This is a genomic window from Actinosynnema sp. NPDC059335, from assembly GCF_042752395.1.
In the GTDB taxonomy this organism is placed as follows: domain Bacteria; phylum Actinomycetota; class Actinomycetes; order Mycobacteriales; family Pseudonocardiaceae; genus Actinosynnema.
The window spans coordinates 79,749-96,417 of record NZ_JBHYXZ010000009.1 but is presented as its reverse complement, the minus strand read 5'-3'; the positions used below and the strand labels follow the sequence as shown (position 1 = coordinate 96,417).

The window sequence follows — 16,669 nt, the reverse complement described above, 5'->3', positions numbered from 1 at the left end:
TACGGGTCGCAGGTGCACGGCCCGGTGCCGCGCGGCAGCAGCGACCACGTGCCGTTCCACGAGCGCGGGATCGCCGCGGCGAACTTCAGCTGGCGCGGCGAGGGCGGCCCGCACGAGCTGGAACCGCTCTACCACACCCCCGAGGACACGATCGCGCAGAACGTGAGCCCGGACCGGCTGCAGATCTCGCTGGAGCTGATCGGCTCCGCCGCGTACCGCCTGGCCCGCACCCGCGGCTGATCACGGCCCGGCGGCCCGCAGCAGGCGCTCGGCCGCGGCCCGGAGGTGCTGCTTCAGCTCCTCCGGGCCCTCGACCTCGAAGTCGACGCCGATCATCGCGATCCACGGCCCGACGTCCTCCAGCGCGGGCGTGCCGACCGTCAACCGGGTCCGCTGCCCGTCGATCCGCTCCAGCTGCACCGACGTGTAGGAGGTGCGGGCCGCGACCACGTCGTGCGGCGCGTGCATGATCAGCCGGGCTTCGTGCTGGTAGGCCGCCACCGACAGCTGCCGCGCCACGTACGACGCCAGGTCGTCCGCCGGCGGCTCGCGCGGGGTGAACCGCGCGCCCGGCGCCGGCTCGTCCCCGATCCGGTCCACCCGGAACGTGCGCCAGTCCGCCTTGTCCACGTCCCACGCCACCAGGTACCACCGCCGCCCGGTGTGGGCCAGGCCCAGCGGCTCGACGTGGCGGCGGGTCGCGCCGTCCCGCCCGGCGTACCCGAACCGCAGCCGCTGGTGGTCGCGGCACGCGCCCGCGATCGCGGTCAACGTGCCCGCGTCCACCCGGGCGCCCCGGGTCGGCAGCGCGACGGTGTGCGCCTGCAGCGCGTTCACCCGGCGGCGCAGCCGGGACGGCAGCACCTGCTCCAGCTTCGCCAACGCCCGCACGGACGTCTCCTCGATGCCCGCCACGCTGCCGTTGGCGGCGGTCCGCAGCCCGACCGCGACCGCCACCGCCTCGTCGTCGTCCAGCAGCAGCGGCGGCAGCTCCGCGCCCGCGCCGAGCTGGTAGCCGCCCGACACGCCCGGCGCGGCGTTGACCGGGTAGCCGAGGGTGCGCAGCTTGTCCACGTCCCGCCGCACGGTCCGCACGTCCACGCCGAGCCGCCGCGCGAGGTCCGCGCCGGTCCAGTCGCGGCGGCCCTGCAACAGCGACAGCAGCCTGAGCAGGCGGGCCGAGGTCTCCAGCATGGGGCCGCAGTCTGCCTGCCGCCGCGGGCGACGGCCGGCCGCGTTCACCCGCGCCGCGCCCCTTCCGGCCACACGACCACCACGGGCACGCCCGACGCGCGGGCCGTCTCCACGACGTCGGCCGTGCCGCCGCGCCCGTCCGGCGGCTGCCCGTCCCACACCGCGACGAGCAGCTCCACGGACGCGAGCATCCGCTCGTTCGCCATCACGTACGCGTGCCGCCCCGACAGCTCGTTGGGCAGCACGCTGACCACGTCCGCCTTGGCGAGCAGCTCGTCGTAGTCGGCCCGCTTCTCCGGTTTCAGCCGCTCCCGGTAGTCCATGGCGGGCAGCACGACCTCGACCCGGCCGCCCAGCTCCAGCACCACCCGCGCGAACAGCTGGTCCGCGCCCGGCGCCAGGCAGGTCACCCCGACCAGGGATGACCCGCCCGCCGCCTCGGCCTCCAACGCCGCGCGGATGGCCTCGCGCACGGCGTCGACGCAGTCGGGCGCCAGCTTGCTGTGCCCGGTGACTCCCACCCGCATCACTAGGCCGTCCGCACCCCGCGGATCGCCTCACGGGTGTCGCGCACGACCGCCAGGTCGCGGTGCCGCTCCGCCTCCTTGGCGAAGTCCTGGAGCTTGCGCACCACCCGCCCGGACGCCAGGCCCGCCGCCGTCGGCAGCACCTGCTGGATCAGCCCGCACGCCTCCTCGGGCTCGCCCGCGACCATCTTCGTGCGGGCCAGCCCGATGACGTCGAACGCCCGGTTGCGCACCCGGGCCGGGTCGCGCAGGTCCAGCGCCCGCCGGATGTGCGCCTCGGCCAGCGGCGCCTGCCGCGGGTCGTGCCCGGCCAGGTCCCGCATGCGGGCCCCGATGACCCCTTCCAGCTCCGCCTCGTCGAACGAGTCGAGCCACCACGGGTCCGACCCCGGCCGCCGCTGCGCGAAGCTGTCCTGCGCCTGCCCGACCGCCCGGTGGAACTCCCGCACCCGACCCATCTGGGCGTACGCCCACGCCTCGCGGGTGAGCAGCAGGGCCTGCAACGTCGGCGTCGCGGTGCGCCTGGTGCCGTACTGGCCCAGTTGCACCAGTTCTAAACCGTCCTCGGGCCGGCCCAGGTCGAACATCTGCCTGGCCATCGCGGCCAGGCACAGCGCGGCGAACGGGTCGTTGCGGCCCGCCTTCGCCATGCGCACCCCGAGCACGTAGTACCGCTGGGCCGCGTCGTGCATGCCCGCGTCCCACGACATGCTGGCCGCGACCTTGGACAGCTCGGCCCCGATGAAGAAGGCCCGTTCCGTGGTGGGGCCGGCCGGCGCGCGGGACAGCCGTTCGGCCAGCTCCTCCAACTGGCCGAGCACCGCCTTGCGCGCGAGCCCGTACCCGCCCCGGCCGCCCCACCCGCGCAGCCCGTCGGCGACGTGCTGCAACGCCGCCAGCTCCTCCTGGCTGATCGCCGCGCTGGACGACCACTTGGACAGGGGCTGCAAGGGGTGCAGCCACCGCTGCAACGGTTCGACCAGTGCGGGACCCATCGCCACCGCGGCGGCTCCGGTGAGCGCCGCTCGTCTGCTGATCGCCAAGTCGTTCCTCGCCGTCTCCTCAACCGATCTGGCAATGCTCGACGCGTCCCACGCCGCGGCGAGCACATCGGGCGGGGCGCCGCGAGCGGCGTCCGCCTGGCTTGGGATTCCGACGCGGTCGAACCACAGCCGGTCGGCCGGGATGGCGAGCACGCGCGCGAAGTGGCGCAGGCGGTCGATCCGGTCGATCGGGTTCTCCCCGGTCTCGTACCGCGAGAGCTGCGCCTGGGAGATCCCCAGCCAGGACGCCATGCGGTCTTGGGTGACGCGACTGACGTGCTGGGGGTGGTGCCGGTAGGCGGCGAGGAGGGCACCCATGTTCCGGTCGGCGAACGCGGCAGCCATCGCCTCGTGGTCCCAGAACTCCCCGGGGACGTCGGGTGGTCCGTACAGCTCGGTCCGAGCGTTGCGGCGACAGCGCTGGCAGAGCCGGTCGGTGTTGTCGGCGGCGATCAACGCCCCGCACAACGGGCATGCGCGCCTGGTACTGGCTGCTCTCCGAGCTTTCCGTTCCATGGCTCGCTCCCGTCACTGAGCGTGCTCACCAGTGTAGGGAGATGTGATCAGGAGTCCATGCATTTCGTGCATAAGGCGCGGTGGACCGCCGATTTGCGGCCGTGCGACGTCGCGTGCCGGATGGACGGCATCCGCCCGGTGCATGGATCCGACCCGACAACGGTGTGGTGAAAAGCCCCGACCGGTCGGACGCTGCGTGGTGTGCCAGTGCCGGGACGACCCCCGCGCGGCCCGCGCACAACGCCCGCTCCACCCGACCGGGGAGGGACCTCCGCCGATGAGCATCACCGCCGCAACCACCGCAGACAACGGCCCGCGGTACGGGCCGCGCGACCGCGCGCACCAGCAGGCACTCGGCGAGGCGATCGCGGGTTACCGGTTGCTGGGCTGGAAGGTGTCCGTCACCGAGCAGGGCGTGTTCCTGCCGCTGGGCCCCGCCACCACCGCCCTGGCCATGCCCGCCCGCATCGGTTCGCGCGTCCTGGCCGACCTCAAGGCCAGGATGCTCGCCGGGCCCGTCACCGTCATCCCGGGCCCGCGGGAGCACTGGATCTTCCTCGCCGAGCTGGTTGCCCTGCTGCCCACGCACCTGAAGGCGCCGGCCGAGGTCCAGTTCGTCCGCTCGCCGCAGCGCATCGCGCTGCCGCCCACGATGACCCGGTACGGGTCGCTGCGGTGGGCGAACCCGCCGTCGCACTCGCGGCACTGGTTCCCGCCGTTCACCGCGGTGCTGGCGCTGGCCCGGACGGCGGTCGCCCGGGACCAGTAGGCGAAGATGGGCGGGTGGACCGACGGACGCTGCTGTGCGGACTGCTCGCCCTCACCGCCGGCGCGCCCCTGACCGCCTGCGGTGCGGGCGCGCCGACGCGGCGACCCGGCGTCGGCTCCGCCCGACCGGGTGACCGGATCGCCGGGCTCGCCGACGTGCCGGTCGGCTCCGGCGCGCTCGTCGACGTCGGCCCCGACGGCCAGTTGTTGCTGGTCAGGCCGTCGGAGTCGGAGGTGCGGGCGTTCGACCCGACCTGTCCGCACCAGGGCACGACGGTGAACCCGCCCGCCAAGGGCGTGATCACCTGCCCGACGCACCGCAGCGCGTTCGACGCCTCCTCGGGCGCGGTGCTGGACGGCCCGTCGCCGCGCGGGCTGGCCGAGGTGGCGGTCGCCGTGTCCGGCGCCGACGTGGTGCTTTCCTGAAGAAGTCGTCTCAACCGATGGTGTGTTGAACCCCGCTTCACGTGGTGTCGTATTGCCTGTGTGGCCGAACGACCACCCACCACGAACAGCGGAGGACCTGTTGTGAGCGTCACGGAGAACGCGGGGCTGTCCCGCCGCTCGGTGCTGTGCGGCGTGCTCGTCGCGCTCGCGGTGCCGGGCGGCCTCGCCGCGTGCAGCAGCGGCTCGACCCCCACCACCGGCACGACCGGCACCGCCGGCGGCACCGCGGCGGGCGGCGCGACCACCCCGGCCGGCCCGCCGATCATCGCCGCGCTGGCCGACGTGCCCGACGGCGGCGGCCTGATCGCCGGCAACCCGGCCGACAGCAAGCCGCTCGTGCTGGTCCGCACCGGCGACACCGTCAAGGCGTACGACGCCACGTGCCCCCACCAGGGGACGGCCGTCTCGCCGCCGGAGAACGGCGTGATCACCTGCCCGAACCACGGCAGCACGTTCAACGCCGCCGACGGCGCCGTCACCAAGGGACCGGCCACCCGGGGCCTGACGGAGGTGCCGGTGAAGGTCGAGGCCGGCCAGGTCGTGCCGGCCTGACGGGGCCGCCCGGCCGGGCCGCCCCCCGGCCGGGGCCACTGTCCGATCCGGCCGCCCGACCGGGCGGGGCCGCCGCCGGCAGGTCCGGCCGTCTGACGGGGCCGCCCCCGGCCGAGGTCGCCGCGGGCAGACCCGGCCGCCTGACCCCGGGCGGGGCCGCCAGTGGCAGACGGGGCCGCCTGACCGAGCTGCCCGACCCGGCCGCCCGACCGGGCGGGGCCGCCGCTAGCAGATCGGGCCGACCCGGCGCGGGGTCGGTCTCGGCCGGCTTGTCGGTCCCTCCACGTACCCTTTGCGTGTGGCCGATCCGTCGACCTATCGCCCCGCGACAGGCACCATCCCCGAAGCACCCGGCGTGTACAAGTTCCGCGACGCCGCGGGCCGCGTGGTGTACGTCGGCAAGGCCAAGAGCCTGCGGCAGCGCCTGAACTCGTACTTCGCCGACATCGCCGGCCTGCACCCGCGCACCCGGCAGATGGTGACCACGGCCGCGAGCGTCGAGTGGACCGTGGTCGGCACCGAGGTGGAGGCCCTCCAGCTCGAGTACAACTGGATCAAGGAGTTCGACCCGCGGTTCAACGTCCGCTACCGCGACGACAAGTCCTACCCGGTCCTCGCCGTGACGATGAACGAGGAGTTCCCGCGGCTGCACGTCTACCGCGGCCCGCGCCGCAAGGGCGTGCGCTACTTCGGCCCGTACGCGCACGCGTGGGCGATCCGGGAGACGCTGGACCTGCTCCTGCGCGTCTTCCCGGCCCGCACCTGCTCGGCCGGCGTGTTCAAGCGGCACGGCCAGATCGGCAGGCCGTGCCTGCTCGGCTACATCGACAAGTGCTCCGCGCCGTGCGTCGGCCGGGTCAGCGCGGACGAGCACCGCGCCATCGTCGAGGACTTCTGCGACTTCCTGGCCGGCAAGACCGACTCGATGGTGCGCCGGCTGGAACGCGAGATGACCGCCGCCGCCGAGGAGCTGGAGTTCGAGAAGGCCGCCCGCCTGCGCGACGACCAGGCCGCCCTCAAGCGCGCCCTGGAGAAGCAGGCCGTGGTGCTCGGCGACGGCACGGACGCCGACGTGGTCGCGTTCGCGCAGGACGAGCTGGAGGTGTCGGTCCAGGTCTTCCACGTGCGCGGCGGCCGGGTGCGCGGCCAGCGCGGCTGGGTGGTCGACAAGGTGGACGAGATCGGCGTGACCGGCCTGGTGGACCAGTTCGTCACCCAGTTCTACGGCGAGCAGGTCGAGTCGGCCCGGGTCAGCGGCGTGGAGTCGGCGCCGGTGCCGCGCGAGGTGCTGGTGCCGGAGCTGCCCGACGACGCCGAGGCGGTCGAGAAGTGGCTGTCGGGCCTGCGCGGCGGCAAGGTCGTGCTGCGGGTGCCGCAGCGCGGCGACAAGCGGGCCCTCATGGAGACCGTGGAGCGCAACGCCAAGGAGGCGTTCCAGCAGCACAAGCTGCGCCGCGCGGGCGACCTGACGGCCCGGTCGGCCGCGCTGCAGGAGCTGCAGGAGGCGCTGGGGCTCGACACCGCGCCGCTGCGCATCGAGTGCACCGACATCAGCCACGTGCAGGGCACGGACGTGGTGGCGTCGCTGGTGGTGTTCGAGGACGGCCTGGCGCGCAAGTCCGAGTACCGGCGGTTCGCCGTGCGCGAGGGCGCCGAGCAGGGCGACGTCGGCTCGATCGCCGAGGTGGTCCGCCGCCGGTTCCAGGCGTACCTGCGGGACAACAAGGACGACGGCGGCCCGACCCCCGGCATCGACCCGGAGACCGGCCGGCCGCGCAAGTTCGCCTACGCGCCGAACCTGCTGGTCGTGGACGGCGGCGCGGCGCAGGCGCAGGTAGCCTCCGACGTCTTGGCGGAACTCGGCATCACCGACGTCGCGGTGGTCGGCCTGGCGAAGCGGTTGGAGGAGGTCTGGGTGCCCGGCGAGCCCGACCCGGTGATCCTGCCCCGCACCAGCGAGGCCCTCTACCTGCTGCAACGCGTGCGCGACGAGGCGCACCGGTTCGCCATCGCCTACCACCGGCAGAAGCGGTCCAAGCGGATGACGACGTCCGCGCTGGACGACGTGCCCGGCCTGGGGCAGACGCGCAAGGCCGCGCTGCTGAAGCACTTCGGCTCACTGAAGAAGCTGCGCGAGGCGAGCGTCGAGGAGATCAGCGGCGTGCCGGGGGTGGGCCGGCGCACCGCGGAGGCCGTGCGCGCGACGCTGGGCGCGGACCGCGCCGGGCCGCCGCCGGCGGAGTCGAAGATCGGGCCACCGGCGGCAGGGCCGGTGGTCGAACACCGACGGGAGTACAAGTGAGCGCACCGGCCGGCGAGAAGTCCGGCATCGAAGTCGCGGTGGTGACCGGCCTGTCGGGAGCGGGCCGCAGCACGGCCGCGAAGTGCCTGGAGGACCTCGGGTGGTTCGTGGTGGACAACCTGCCGCCCGAGCTGATCGCGACCATGGTGGAGCTGGGCGCGCAGGCCAGGGGCGCCATCACCCGGGTCGCCGTGGTGATGGACGTGCGCAGCCGCGCGTTCACCGAGGACCTGGCCTCGGTGATCAAGGACCTGGACGCGCGCGGCTACAAGCCGAAGGTGCTGTTCCTGGAGGCCACCGACGACGTGCTGATCCGCCGGTTCGAGTCGGTGCGGCGCGGCCACCCGCTCCAGGCGGACGGCCGGCTCGCCGACGGCATCGAGGCCGAGCGGATGCTGCTCACCCCGCTGCGCGAGGAAGCCGACCTGGTGCTGGACACCTCGGCGCTGTCGGTGCACCAGCTCCGGGCCAAGATCGAGGACACGTTCGGCACCGAGTCGGCGACCCGGACCCGGGTCACGGTGCTGTCGTTCGGCTACAAGTACGGCCTGCCGATGGACGCCGACCTGGTCATGGACGTGCGGTTCCTGCCGAACCCGTTCTGGATCCCGGAGCTGCGCGAGCAGACCGGCCTGGACGGCGACGTGCGCAACTACGTGCTCACCCAGGAGGGCGCGGACGAGTTCCTCGACCGCTACCACGAGCTGCTGCGGCTCATCGGCGCCGGCTACCGGCGCGAGGGCAAGCGGTACCTGACGCTGGCGGTGGGCTGCACCGGCGGCAAGCACCGCAGCGTCGCCATCTCCGAGGAGCTGGCGGGCCGGCTGGCCAGCGAGGACGGCATGGCCGTCAAGGTCGTGCACCGGGACCTGGGACGCGAGTGAGCCTGAGAGCGGTAGCGCTGGGCGGTGGGCACGGGCTGCACGCCACCCTCACCGCCCTGCGGCGGCTGACCGACGACGTCACGGCGGTGGTGACGGTCGCCGACGACGGCGGCTCCTCGGGGCGGCTGCGCCGCGAGCTGGGCCTGCTGCCGCCCGGCGACCTGCGCAAGGCGATGGTGGCGCTGGCGGGCGACGACCCGTCCAGCGCGATGTGGTCGACGCTGTTCCAGCACCGGTTCGGCGGCACGGGCGCGCTCGCCGGGCACGCGGTGGGCAACCTCGTGCTGGCCGGGCTGCTGGAACAGCTCGGCGACCCGGTCGCGGTGCTGGAGGAGGCGGGCCGGCTGCTCGGCGTGCGCGGCCGGGTGCTGCCGATGTGCCCGGAGCCGCTGTCGATCGAGGCCGACGTGACCGGGCTGGACGACGACGCCGACGTGGTGCGCCGCATCCGCGGCCAGGTGGCGATCGCCACCACGCCGGGCCGGGTGCAGCGGATCCGCCTGTACGGGCCCGGCGGCCCGGGGGAGGCGCCGCGCGGCTGCGCGCAGGCGGTCGAGGCGGTGCTGTCCGCCGACGTCGTGCTGCTCGGGCCCGGGTCGTGGTTCACCAGCGTGCTGCCGCACCTGCTCGTGCCGGAGCTGCACGACGCGCTGGTGCGCACCTCGGCGCGCAAGGTCGTGGTGCTCAACCTCGTCCCCCAACCGGGCGAAACCGACGGCTTCTCGCCGGAGCTGCACCTGGACGTGCTGTGCGAGCACGCGCCGCGTTTGCGCGTGGACGCGGTGATCGCGGACGTCGACGCGGTGCCCGTCCCGGACCGGCTGCGCCGGGCCGCCGCAGCTCTCGGGGCCACCGCGCACCTCGCGCCCATCGCGGTGGCGGGCGCGCCGGACCGCCATGACCCGGCGGCGCTGGCGCTGGGCATCACGCGCGCGTTGGCCGGCCCTGGTGACGGGACCGGCGGGGCGTCGAGTACAACCCTCCAGGAAGACCGGACGAGCAGGGGAGGCGAGGCGCCGTGGCGATGACGTCGGCGGTGAAGGACGAGCTGAGCAGGCTGGCCGTCGCCAAGACCTGCTGCCGCCGCGCGGAGGTCGCGTCCCTGCTGCGGTTCGCGGGCGGCCTGCACATCGTCGGCGGCCGCGTGGTCGTCGAGGCGGAGCTGGACCTGGGCTCCACGGCGCGGCGGCTGCGCCGGGAGATCCACGAGCTGTACGGGCACCAGTCCGACGTGTTCACCATCACCTCCAGCGGCCTGCGCAAGGGCACCCGGTTCGTGGTGCGCGTGGTCAAGGACGGCGAGGGGCTGGCCCGGCAGACGGGCCTGCTCGACCCGCGCGGACGCCCGGTGCGCGGCCTGCCCGCGCCGGTCGTGTCCGGCGGGGTGTGCGACGCCGAGGCGGCGTGGCGCGGCGCGTTCCTGGCGCACGGCTCGCTGACCGAACCGGGCCGGTCGTCGTCCATGGAGGTGACCTGCCCCGGCCCCGAGGCGGCGTTGGCGCTGGTCGGCGCGGCCCGGCGGATGGGCATCGGCTCGAAGTCGCGCGAGGTGCGCGGCGCGGAACGCGTGGTGATCAGGGACGGCGACGCGATCGGCGCGATGCTGACCAGGCTCGGCGCGCACGACAGCGTGCTGGCCTGGGAGGAGCGCCGGATGCGCCGCGAGGTGCGGGCGACGGCGAACCGGCTGGCGAACTTCGACGACGCGAACCTCCGCCGCTCGGCCCGCGCCGCGGTGGCCGCGGCGGCGCGGGTGCAGCGCGCCCTGGAGATCCTCGGCCCCGAGGCGCCCGACCACCTGGCCGCGGCCGGCGCGCTGCGGCTCGCGCACCGGCAGGCGTCGCTGGAGGAGCTGGGCCAGCTCTCCGAACCGCAGATGACGAAGGACGCCGTCGCGGGCCGCATCCGCCGCCTGCTGGCGATGGCCGACAAGCGGGCCAAGGAGCTGGGCATGCCCGACACCGAGTCCGCCGTGACCGCGGACATGCTCGACGCCGAGGTGTGACCCCGGACCCGCCCGGCGGCCGGCGCCGCTAGCGCAGGCCCAGGGCGGTCACGAACGGGGCGACCATCGACCGGACGTAGGTGTCGGTCAGGTGGTTGTTGCGGTAGACGACGACGTTGCCGACCACGCCGGGGCACACGTCGGACCGGCAGATCGAGTCGGTCAGGTCGACCACCCGCACGCCCCGCAACCCGGTCGCGGCCTCGGCCAGCGGGTCCGAGGCCGACCCGATGGCCTCGTCGCGGGGCGTGTCGCACCGGCCGGGCTCGTCGGGGTTGCGCTCCAGGCAGGGCCCGACCAGCATCGCGGGCCGGGGCAGCTCGCGGATCACCGCGACCGGGATGTCCGCGTCCGACAGCGCGCTCAGCACCGTCCGGTAGCCCTCGACCATGGCCTTCGGGTCCCACGTCCACTTGAGGTCCTGGAGGTAGGACTCCGGCGACATGGCCGCCGCGACCACCAGGTCCGGCTTCATCGCGCGGATGTGGTCGAGCTTCTTCAGGTTCTCGTCGGAGCAGACGGTCAGCGGCGTCCCCGACTCGGTCGGGGGCACCGACGAGAACGGGCAGCCGTTGCGCACCATGACGTGCACCCGCCACCGGTCCCCGCCCTCGCGCCGGGTGAACTCGGCCAGGGCGGTGCTGAACTGGAAGGCGTGCGAGTCGCCCACGATGACCGCGGTCTTCGTCGCGTCGGCCGCGCCGAACTCGCACGACGTGACCCCGTCGCCGAAGTCGCGGGTGGCGCACTCGTTGCGCGGCCAGTCCTCCTCCGCCACGGCGGGCGCGGGCACGAGCGAGACCCCGGACGGCGCCGGGCGGGGGTCGTCCCGGTCGAGCGCGAGCGCGCCGGGGTGGTCGGCGTCGATGACCGACTGGCCGCGCAGCGCGGCCAGCGTGGACTCGGCCGACGCCCAGCCGCCCCCGGCGACCGCCACGGTCACCGCGACCATGGCCGCGCCCAGCCCGTACGTCGTGCGCCTGCGGCGGCGCTCCCGCTCCCGCCGGAACGGGTCCTCGACGAAGTGCTTGGACAGCGCCGCCAGCACCAGGCTCAGCACGGCGGCCACCGCGACCTGGCGCAGCGTCAGCGCCTGCCGCGCGGTCAGCTCCAGCAGGAACACGATCACGGGCCAGTGCCACAGGTACAGGCTGTAGGAGATGTCGCCGACGTAGGTCAGCGGGCGCACGCCCAGCACGCGGGCCACCGACTCGTCCCGGGCGACCAGCACGGCGACCGCGCCGAGCGTCGGCAGCGCCGCGAGCCAGCCGGGGAACGGCAGGTCGGTGCCGAGCCGCACCGCGCTCGCCAGGATCACGGCCAGGCCGCCCCAGCCGAGCAGCAGCCGCGCGCCCCGGCCCGGCCGCAGCCGGGGCAGCACCATCGCGGCCAGGCCGCCCACGCCCAGCTGCCACATCCGGGTCGGCGTGATGAAGTACGCCGCGCCGGGGTCGACCGGGGTGTACCAGACCGAGAACGCGAACGACGCGACCGTGACCGCGGCGACCGCGACCACCGCCCAGCGCACCGGGCCCGCGCCGCGCCGTGCCGCCGACCCGGCCGCGACCAGCAGCACCAGCGGGATGACCAGGTAGAACTGCTCCTCCACGGCCAGCGACCAGAAGTGCTGCACCGGCGACGCGCCGACGGTGGCGTGCCCGTAGTCGTTCGACAGCACGGCCAGCAGCCAGTTCTGCGCGTTGACCGCCGAGAACACCACCTCGCGCAGCACGGCGGGCCACCGCGACGCCGGCAGCAGCGCGAACACCGCGACCGCGATCGCCAGCAGCACGACCGTGGCGGCCGGCAGGAGCCGGCGGATCCGCCGCGCGTAGAAGTCGAGCAGCCGCACCCGACCGGTGCGCCGCACCTCCGCGGTGAGCGCGCCGATGATCAGGAACCCGGAGATCACGAAGAAGACGTCCACGCCGACGAAACCACCGGGCAGCCAGTCGGGCCGCAGGTGGTAGCAGACGACCAGGCCCACGGCCAGCGCGCGCATGCCCTGGATGTCCGCCCTGGCGGTGCGTTCCCGACGGGGTGGTGCGTCCACGCGAGAGGGTTCGTCGGCCACTACAGCCACAGATCACCGCCACGGGAAGTTCGGAAAATGCCGCGCAGCGTAACCCGACCGCGTGACGGAGTGTTCACCACTTCACCCAAGTGTGACGAACCACCTCGCGTGTCCTCCCTCCAGACCGCGCGTGTCCTCCCTTCAGAACGCGCGTGTCCTACGTTCGCGTCGCGTGAGTCCTACGTTCAGGACCCCCGAGTTCAACGTTCAGGACACCCGTCGCCGTCACGCTGCGCACACGCTGCGCCCGGCCGGCGACCGTCCTAGGCTGAGGACGGGCAAGGCGCGCACCGAGGCACGGCGGACCCGCACTGCGGGGTACCGAAGTCCCCGCCACCGTGTTACCGCGAGGTAACAAGCCGGTCGAGCTGGATTTTCTTGTTCGATAAAGAGATCCTGGTGGTCCACGTGACCAGGCACGCAAGCCGGAGGCTAGGCTGGCTCTCGGCTGCCTGGTCAGCCCATGACTGCACGCCCCTGGCGGACAACGCCAGTCGAGTACCGAGGAGACTCACCGTGACGGTTCGCGTAGGTGTCAATGGTTTCGGCCGCATCGGTCGCAACTTCTGGCGCGCCGTTCAGGCCAGCGGGCACGACATCGAGATCGTCGCCTTCAACGACCTCGGTGACGTCAACACCATGGCCCACCTGCTCAAGTACGACTCCATCCTCGGCCGCCTCGACGGCGAGGTGACCGTGACCGACGAGGGCATCGCGGTCGACGGCAAGGTCATCAAGGCGCTGGCCGAGCGCGACCCGGGCAAGCTGCCCTGGAAGGACCTGGGCGTCGACGTCGTCGTCGAGTCGACCGGCTTCTTCACCGACGCGGCCGCCGCCCGCAAGCACGTCGACGAGGGCGGCGCCAAGAAGGTCATCATCTCCGCCCCGGCCAAGGGCGAGGACCTCACCGTGGTGCTGGGCGCGAACGACGACCAGTACGACGGCTCGCAGACCGTCATCTCGAACGCCTCGTGCACCACCAACTGCCTGGCCCCGCTGGCCAAGGTGCTGCACGACAGCTTCACCATCGAGCGCGGTCTCATGACCACGATCCACGCCTACACCCAGGACCAGAACCTCCAGGACGCGCCGCACAAGGACCTGCGCCGCGCCCGTGCCGCCGCGCTGAACATCGTGCCCACCAGCACCGGCGCCGCCAAGGCCATCGGCCTGGTCCTGCCCGAGCTGAAGGGCAAGCTCGACGGCTACGCCCTCCGCGTGCCCGTGCCCACCGGCTCGGCCACCGACCTCACCGTCACCGTCGGCCGCGAGGTCACCGTGGACGAGGTCAACGCCGCCTACAAGGCCGCCGCCGACGGCCCGCTCAAGGGCTACCTGCGCTACAGCACCGACCCGATCGTGTCGGCCGACATCGTCACCGACCCGGCGTCCTGCATCTACGACGCGCCGCTGACCAAGGTCATCGGCAACCAGGTCAAGGTCGTCGGCTGGTACGACAACGAGTGGGGCTACTCCAACCGCCTCGCCGACCTGGTCAACCTCGTCGCCAGCAAGCTCTGACCGAACAGGCGGACCACTCGCTGTGAAGACTCTCGACGATCTCCTCGGCGAGGGAGTCTCGGGTCGGCGCGTCCTCGTGCGCGCCGACCTGAACGTCCCCCTCGACGGCGACCGCATCACCGACGACGGCCGCGTCCGCGCCTCGGTGCCCACCATCAAGGCACTCGTGGACGCGGGCGCCCGCGTCCTGGTCGCCGCCCACCTGGGCCGCCCCAAGGGCGAGCCCGACCCCAAGTTCTCCCTCGCCCCCGTCGCCAAGCGCCTCGGCGAGCTGCTCGGCCAGGACGTCCGGCTGGGCACCGAGACCGCCGGCGACGGCACCGTCGTGCTGCTGGAGAACATCCGCTTCGACGCCCGCGAGACCAGCAAGGACGACGCCGAACGCGCCGCCCTCGCCGACGAGCTGGCCGCCAAGGCCGACGCGTTCGTCTCCGACGGCTTCGGCGTCGTGCACCGCAAGCAGGCGTCCGTCTACGACGTGGCCCGGAAGCTCCCGCACTACGCGGGCGGCCTCGTGCTGGCCGAGGTCGAGGTGCTGCGCAAGCTCACCGACGACACCCAGCGCCCCTACGTCGTCGTCCTCGGCGGCGCGAAGGTCTCCGACAAGCTCGGCGTCATCGCGAACCTGCTCACCAAGGTCGACCGCCTCCTCATCGGCGGCGGCATGGCCTACACCTTCCTCAAGGCCCAGGGCCACGAGGTCGGCCGCTCGCTGCTCCAGGAGGACCAGCTGGAGCAGGTCGCCGGCTTCCTCGCCGAGGCCGAGAAGCGCGGCGTCGAGCTGGTGCTCCCGGTCGACGTGCTCGCCGCCGTCGACTTCGCGGCCGACGCGGAGCACGAGGTCGTGCCCACCGACGCCATCCCGGCCGACCGGGAGGGCCTGGACATCGGGCCGAAGACGCGCGAGCTGTTCGCGAGCAAGCTCGCCGACGCGCGGACCGTGTTCTGGAACGGCCCCATGGGCGTGTTCGAGTTCGAGGCGTTCTCCGGCGGCACCCGCGCGGTGGCCGAGGCGCTCGTCAAGAGCGACGCGTTCACCGTGGTCGGCGGCGGCGACTCGGCCGCGGCCGTGCGCGCCCTCGGCCTCCCCGAGGACGGGTTCTCGCACATCTCCACCGGCGGCGGCGCGTCCCTGGAATACCTCGAGGGCAAGGAACTGCCCGGCGTGTCCGTGCTGGACGAAGACCTGCCGAGCGGGGGTGCCGCCTGATGGCCCAGCGCCGGCCCCTCATCGCGGGCAACTGGAAGATGAACCTCAACCACCTTGAGGCCATCGCCCTGGTGCAGAAGATCGCCTTCTCCCTGCCGGAGAAGTACTTCGCCAAGGTCGAGGTGGCGGTGCTGCCGCCGTTCGTCGACATCCGGTCCATCCAGACCCTCGTCGACGGCGACAAGCTGCTGCTCAAGTACGGCGCGCAGGACCTCTCGCCGCACGACTCCGGCGCCTACACCGGCGACGTGTCCGGCCCGATGCTCGCCAAGCTCGGCTGCTCCTACGTCACCGTGGGCCACTCCGAGCGGCGCGAGTACCACCACGAGGACGACGCCACCGTCAACCGCAAGGTCAAGGCGGCGCTCAAGCACGGCATCACGCCCATCTTCTGCCTCGGCGAGCAGGTGGACGTCCGCGAGGCGGGCGGCCACGTCGAGCACTGCACCGCGCAGCTCGTCGCCGGCCTGGAGGGCCTCACCGCCGACCAGGTGCGCGACGTCGTCGTGGCGTACGAACCGGTGTGGGCCATCGGCACCGGCAAGGTCGCTTCGTCGGCCGACGCGCAGGAGGTGTGCGCCGCCATCCGGGTGAAGCTCGCCGAGCTGTACGGCGAGGACGTCGCTTCGGCCGTTCGAGTGCTTTACGGCGGCTCGGTCAAGTCCGGCAACATCGCCGAACTGATCGCCCAGAAGGACGTCGACGGTGCTCTGGTGGGTGGAGCGAGCCTGGACGCGGACGAGTTCGCGAAGCTGTGCGCGCTCGCCGCGGGCGGACCTCTACCCTGATGTGATTGACACGCACCTTACCCGCGGTGGTCCACGGTCGGCAGTCGACCGGGTACTCTGTGGCGTCACCTGCCTGACAGCGAGGAAGAAATGATCCTGTTCCTGCAGATCCTGTTGATCGTCTCCAGCCTGCTGCTCATCCTGCTCGTGCTGTTGCACCGCGGGCGCGGCGGCGGTCTGTCCTCGTTGTTCGGCGGCGGCATGCAGTCCAGCCTGTCCGGTTCCAGCGTGGTCGAGAAGAACCTCGACCGGCTGACGTTGTTCGTCGGCGCGGTCTGGGTGATCGCCATCGTGGGCGTCGGGCTGCTGATGAAGGTCAGCTGACACAGGGAAACCACGTGGTGGGGGTGTGAGGGTCGATGGCTGGTGGTAACGCGATTCGCGGTACCCGCGTCGGCGCAGGCCCGATGGGCGAATCGGAGCGCGGCGAGTCCGCGCCCCGACGTCGGGTGTCGTACTGGTGCGCGAACGCGCACGAGTCTCGGCCGTCGTTCGCGGTCGAAGCCGAGATCCCGGAGAACTGGGACTGCCCCCGGTGCGGTCTGCCGGCCGGGCGTGACGAGCAGGCGCCACCTGCTCCGCCGCGCAACGAGCCGTACAAGACGCACCTGGCGTACGTGAAGGAGCGCCGCTCCGACGCAGACGGTGAGGCGATCCTCGAGGAGGCGCTCACCAAGCTGCGCAAGCAGCGCGAAGAGCCCTAGCCGGGTTCCGGCGAGCAGTGCCCGGACGGCCCCCGCCCGCACCCCCCGCGGCGGCGGCCCCCGCGGCCCCGGGGCGGGGGGGGGTGGGGCCCCAGCCCCCGCGGCGCCGCCGCCGACGCGCCGATGCCGCCCGC

At 73.4% G+C, this 16,669-nt stretch carries 17 protein-coding genes; 13 read left to right on the top strand and 4 right to left on the bottom strand.

All coding sequences use genetic code 11. The features are described from left to right. Positions 1-240, top strand: a 240-nt coding sequence (locus ACFXGA_RS04885; RefSeq protein ID WP_378084449.1) for a M28 family peptidase, incomplete at its 5' end; no start/stop codon positions are given. On the opposite strand, the gene ACFXGA_RS04880 is transcribed toward ACFXGA_RS04885, so the two are convergent. The 3 genes from ACFXGA_RS04880 to ACFXGA_RS04870 are packed head-to-tail and all read right to left on the bottom strand — an operon-like array spanning position 241 to position 3,109. Next, the gene (locus ACFXGA_RS04880) at positions 241-1,194 is read right to left on the bottom strand and encodes a helix-turn-helix transcriptional regulator (protein ID WP_378084447.1); all 954 of its coding nucleotides are present in this window, start codon (positions 1,192-1,194) and stop codon (positions 241-243) included. Positions 1,195-1,238: 44 nt separating this feature from the next. After that, positions 1,239-1,721, bottom strand: a complete 483-nt coding sequence (locus ACFXGA_RS04875; RefSeq protein WP_378084445.1) for a hypothetical protein — start codon at positions 1,719-1,721, stop codon at positions 1,239-1,241. A gap of 2 nt (positions 1,722-1,723) precedes the next feature. Then, positions 1,724-3,109: a helix-turn-helix domain-containing protein gene (locus ACFXGA_RS04870; protein WP_378084443.1), complete on the bottom strand. Its 1,386-nt coding sequence runs from the start codon at positions 3,107-3,109 to the stop codon at positions 1,724-1,726. 448 nt (positions 3,110-3,557) lie between these two features. On the opposite strand from ACFXGA_RS04870, the gene ACFXGA_RS04865 reads away from it, so the two are divergent. From ACFXGA_RS04865 to whiA, 7 genes are all read left to right on the top strand, one after another. Next, on the top strand, positions 3,558-4,049 hold the full coding sequence (locus ACFXGA_RS04865; protein ID WP_378084441.1) for a hypothetical protein: 492 nt from the start codon (positions 3,558-3,560) through the stop codon (positions 4,047-4,049). A gap of 14 nt (positions 4,050-4,063) precedes the next feature. Next, entirely contained in the window at positions 4,064-4,474 is a 411-nt protein-coding gene (locus ACFXGA_RS04860) for a Rieske (2Fe-2S) protein (protein WP_378084439.1), read from the top strand. A 102-nt stretch (positions 4,475-4,576) separates the two neighbouring features. Then, on the top strand, positions 4,577-5,047 hold the full coding sequence (locus ACFXGA_RS04855; protein WP_378084437.1) for a Rieske (2Fe-2S) protein: 471 nt from the start codon (positions 4,577-4,579) through the stop codon (positions 5,045-5,047). A gap of 298 nt (positions 5,048-5,345) precedes the next feature. Beyond that, positions 5,346-7,349: an excinuclease ABC subunit UvrC gene (gene uvrC / locus ACFXGA_RS04850; protein WP_378084435.1), complete on the top strand. Its 2,004-nt coding sequence runs from the start codon at positions 5,346-5,348 to the stop codon at positions 7,347-7,349. A gap of 26 nt (positions 7,350-7,375) precedes the next feature. After that, on the top strand, positions 7,376-8,233 hold the full coding sequence (gene rapZ / locus ACFXGA_RS04845; RefSeq protein ID WP_378084467.1) for an RNase adapter RapZ: 858 nt from the start codon (positions 7,376-7,378) through the stop codon (positions 8,231-8,233). Positions 8,234-8,235: 2 nt separating this feature from the next. Beyond that, positions 8,236-9,261, top strand: a complete 1,026-nt coding sequence (yvcK, locus tag ACFXGA_RS04840) for a uridine diphosphate-N-acetylglucosamine-binding protein YvcK (protein WP_378084466.1) — start codon at positions 8,236-8,238, stop codon at positions 9,259-9,261. Then, positions 9,252-10,238 carry a DNA-binding protein WhiA gene (whiA, locus tag ACFXGA_RS04835; protein ID WP_378084433.1) on the top strand — a complete coding sequence of 329 codons (987 nt, stop codon included), beginning with the start codon at positions 9,252-9,254 and terminating at the stop codon, positions 10,236-10,238. The genes yvcK and whiA overlap by 10 nt, the downstream gene beginning before the upstream one ends. A 28-nt stretch (positions 10,239-10,266) precedes the next feature. Here whiA and ACFXGA_RS04830 read toward each other — a convergent pair whose 3' ends face one another. After that, positions 10,267-12,291, bottom strand: a complete 2,025-nt coding sequence (locus ACFXGA_RS04830) for an acyltransferase family protein (RefSeq protein WP_378084431.1) — start codon at positions 12,289-12,291, stop codon at positions 10,267-10,269. A gap of 537 nt (positions 12,292-12,828) precedes the next feature. Here ACFXGA_RS04830 and gap point away from each other — a divergent pair. From gap to ACFXGA_RS04805, 5 genes are all read left to right on the top strand, one after another. Then, positions 12,829-13,833 (top strand): type I glyceraldehyde-3-phosphate dehydrogenase, encoded by a 1,005-nt coding sequence (gene gap / locus ACFXGA_RS04825; protein WP_378084430.1) that lies wholly within the window; start codon positions 12,829-12,831, stop codon positions 13,831-13,833. Positions 13,834-13,855: 22 nt separating this feature from the next. Continuing rightward, a complete protein-coding gene (locus ACFXGA_RS04820; protein ID WP_378084428.1) occupies positions 13,856-15,043 on the top strand; it encodes a phosphoglycerate kinase in 1,188 nt (395 codons plus the stop codon). Then, complete coding sequence (gene tpiA, locus ACFXGA_RS04815; RefSeq protein ID WP_378084426.1) at positions 15,043-15,831, top strand: triose-phosphate isomerase; 789 nt, start codon at positions 15,043-15,045, stop codon at positions 15,829-15,831. The genes ACFXGA_RS04820 and tpiA overlap by 1 nt, the downstream gene beginning before the upstream one ends. A 90-nt stretch (positions 15,832-15,921) precedes the next feature. Then, positions 15,922-16,155, top strand: coding sequence for a preprotein translocase subunit SecG (secG, locus tag ACFXGA_RS04810; RefSeq protein WP_378084424.1), 234 nt, complete (start codon positions 15,922-15,924; stop codon positions 16,153-16,155). Positions 16,156-16,190: 35 nt separating this feature from the next. Then, positions 16,191-16,535, top strand: a complete 345-nt coding sequence (locus ACFXGA_RS04805) for an RNA polymerase-binding protein RbpA (RefSeq protein ID WP_015103628.1) — start codon at positions 16,191-16,193, stop codon at positions 16,533-16,535. The last annotated feature ends 134 nt before the right edge of the window (positions 16,536-16,669 follow it).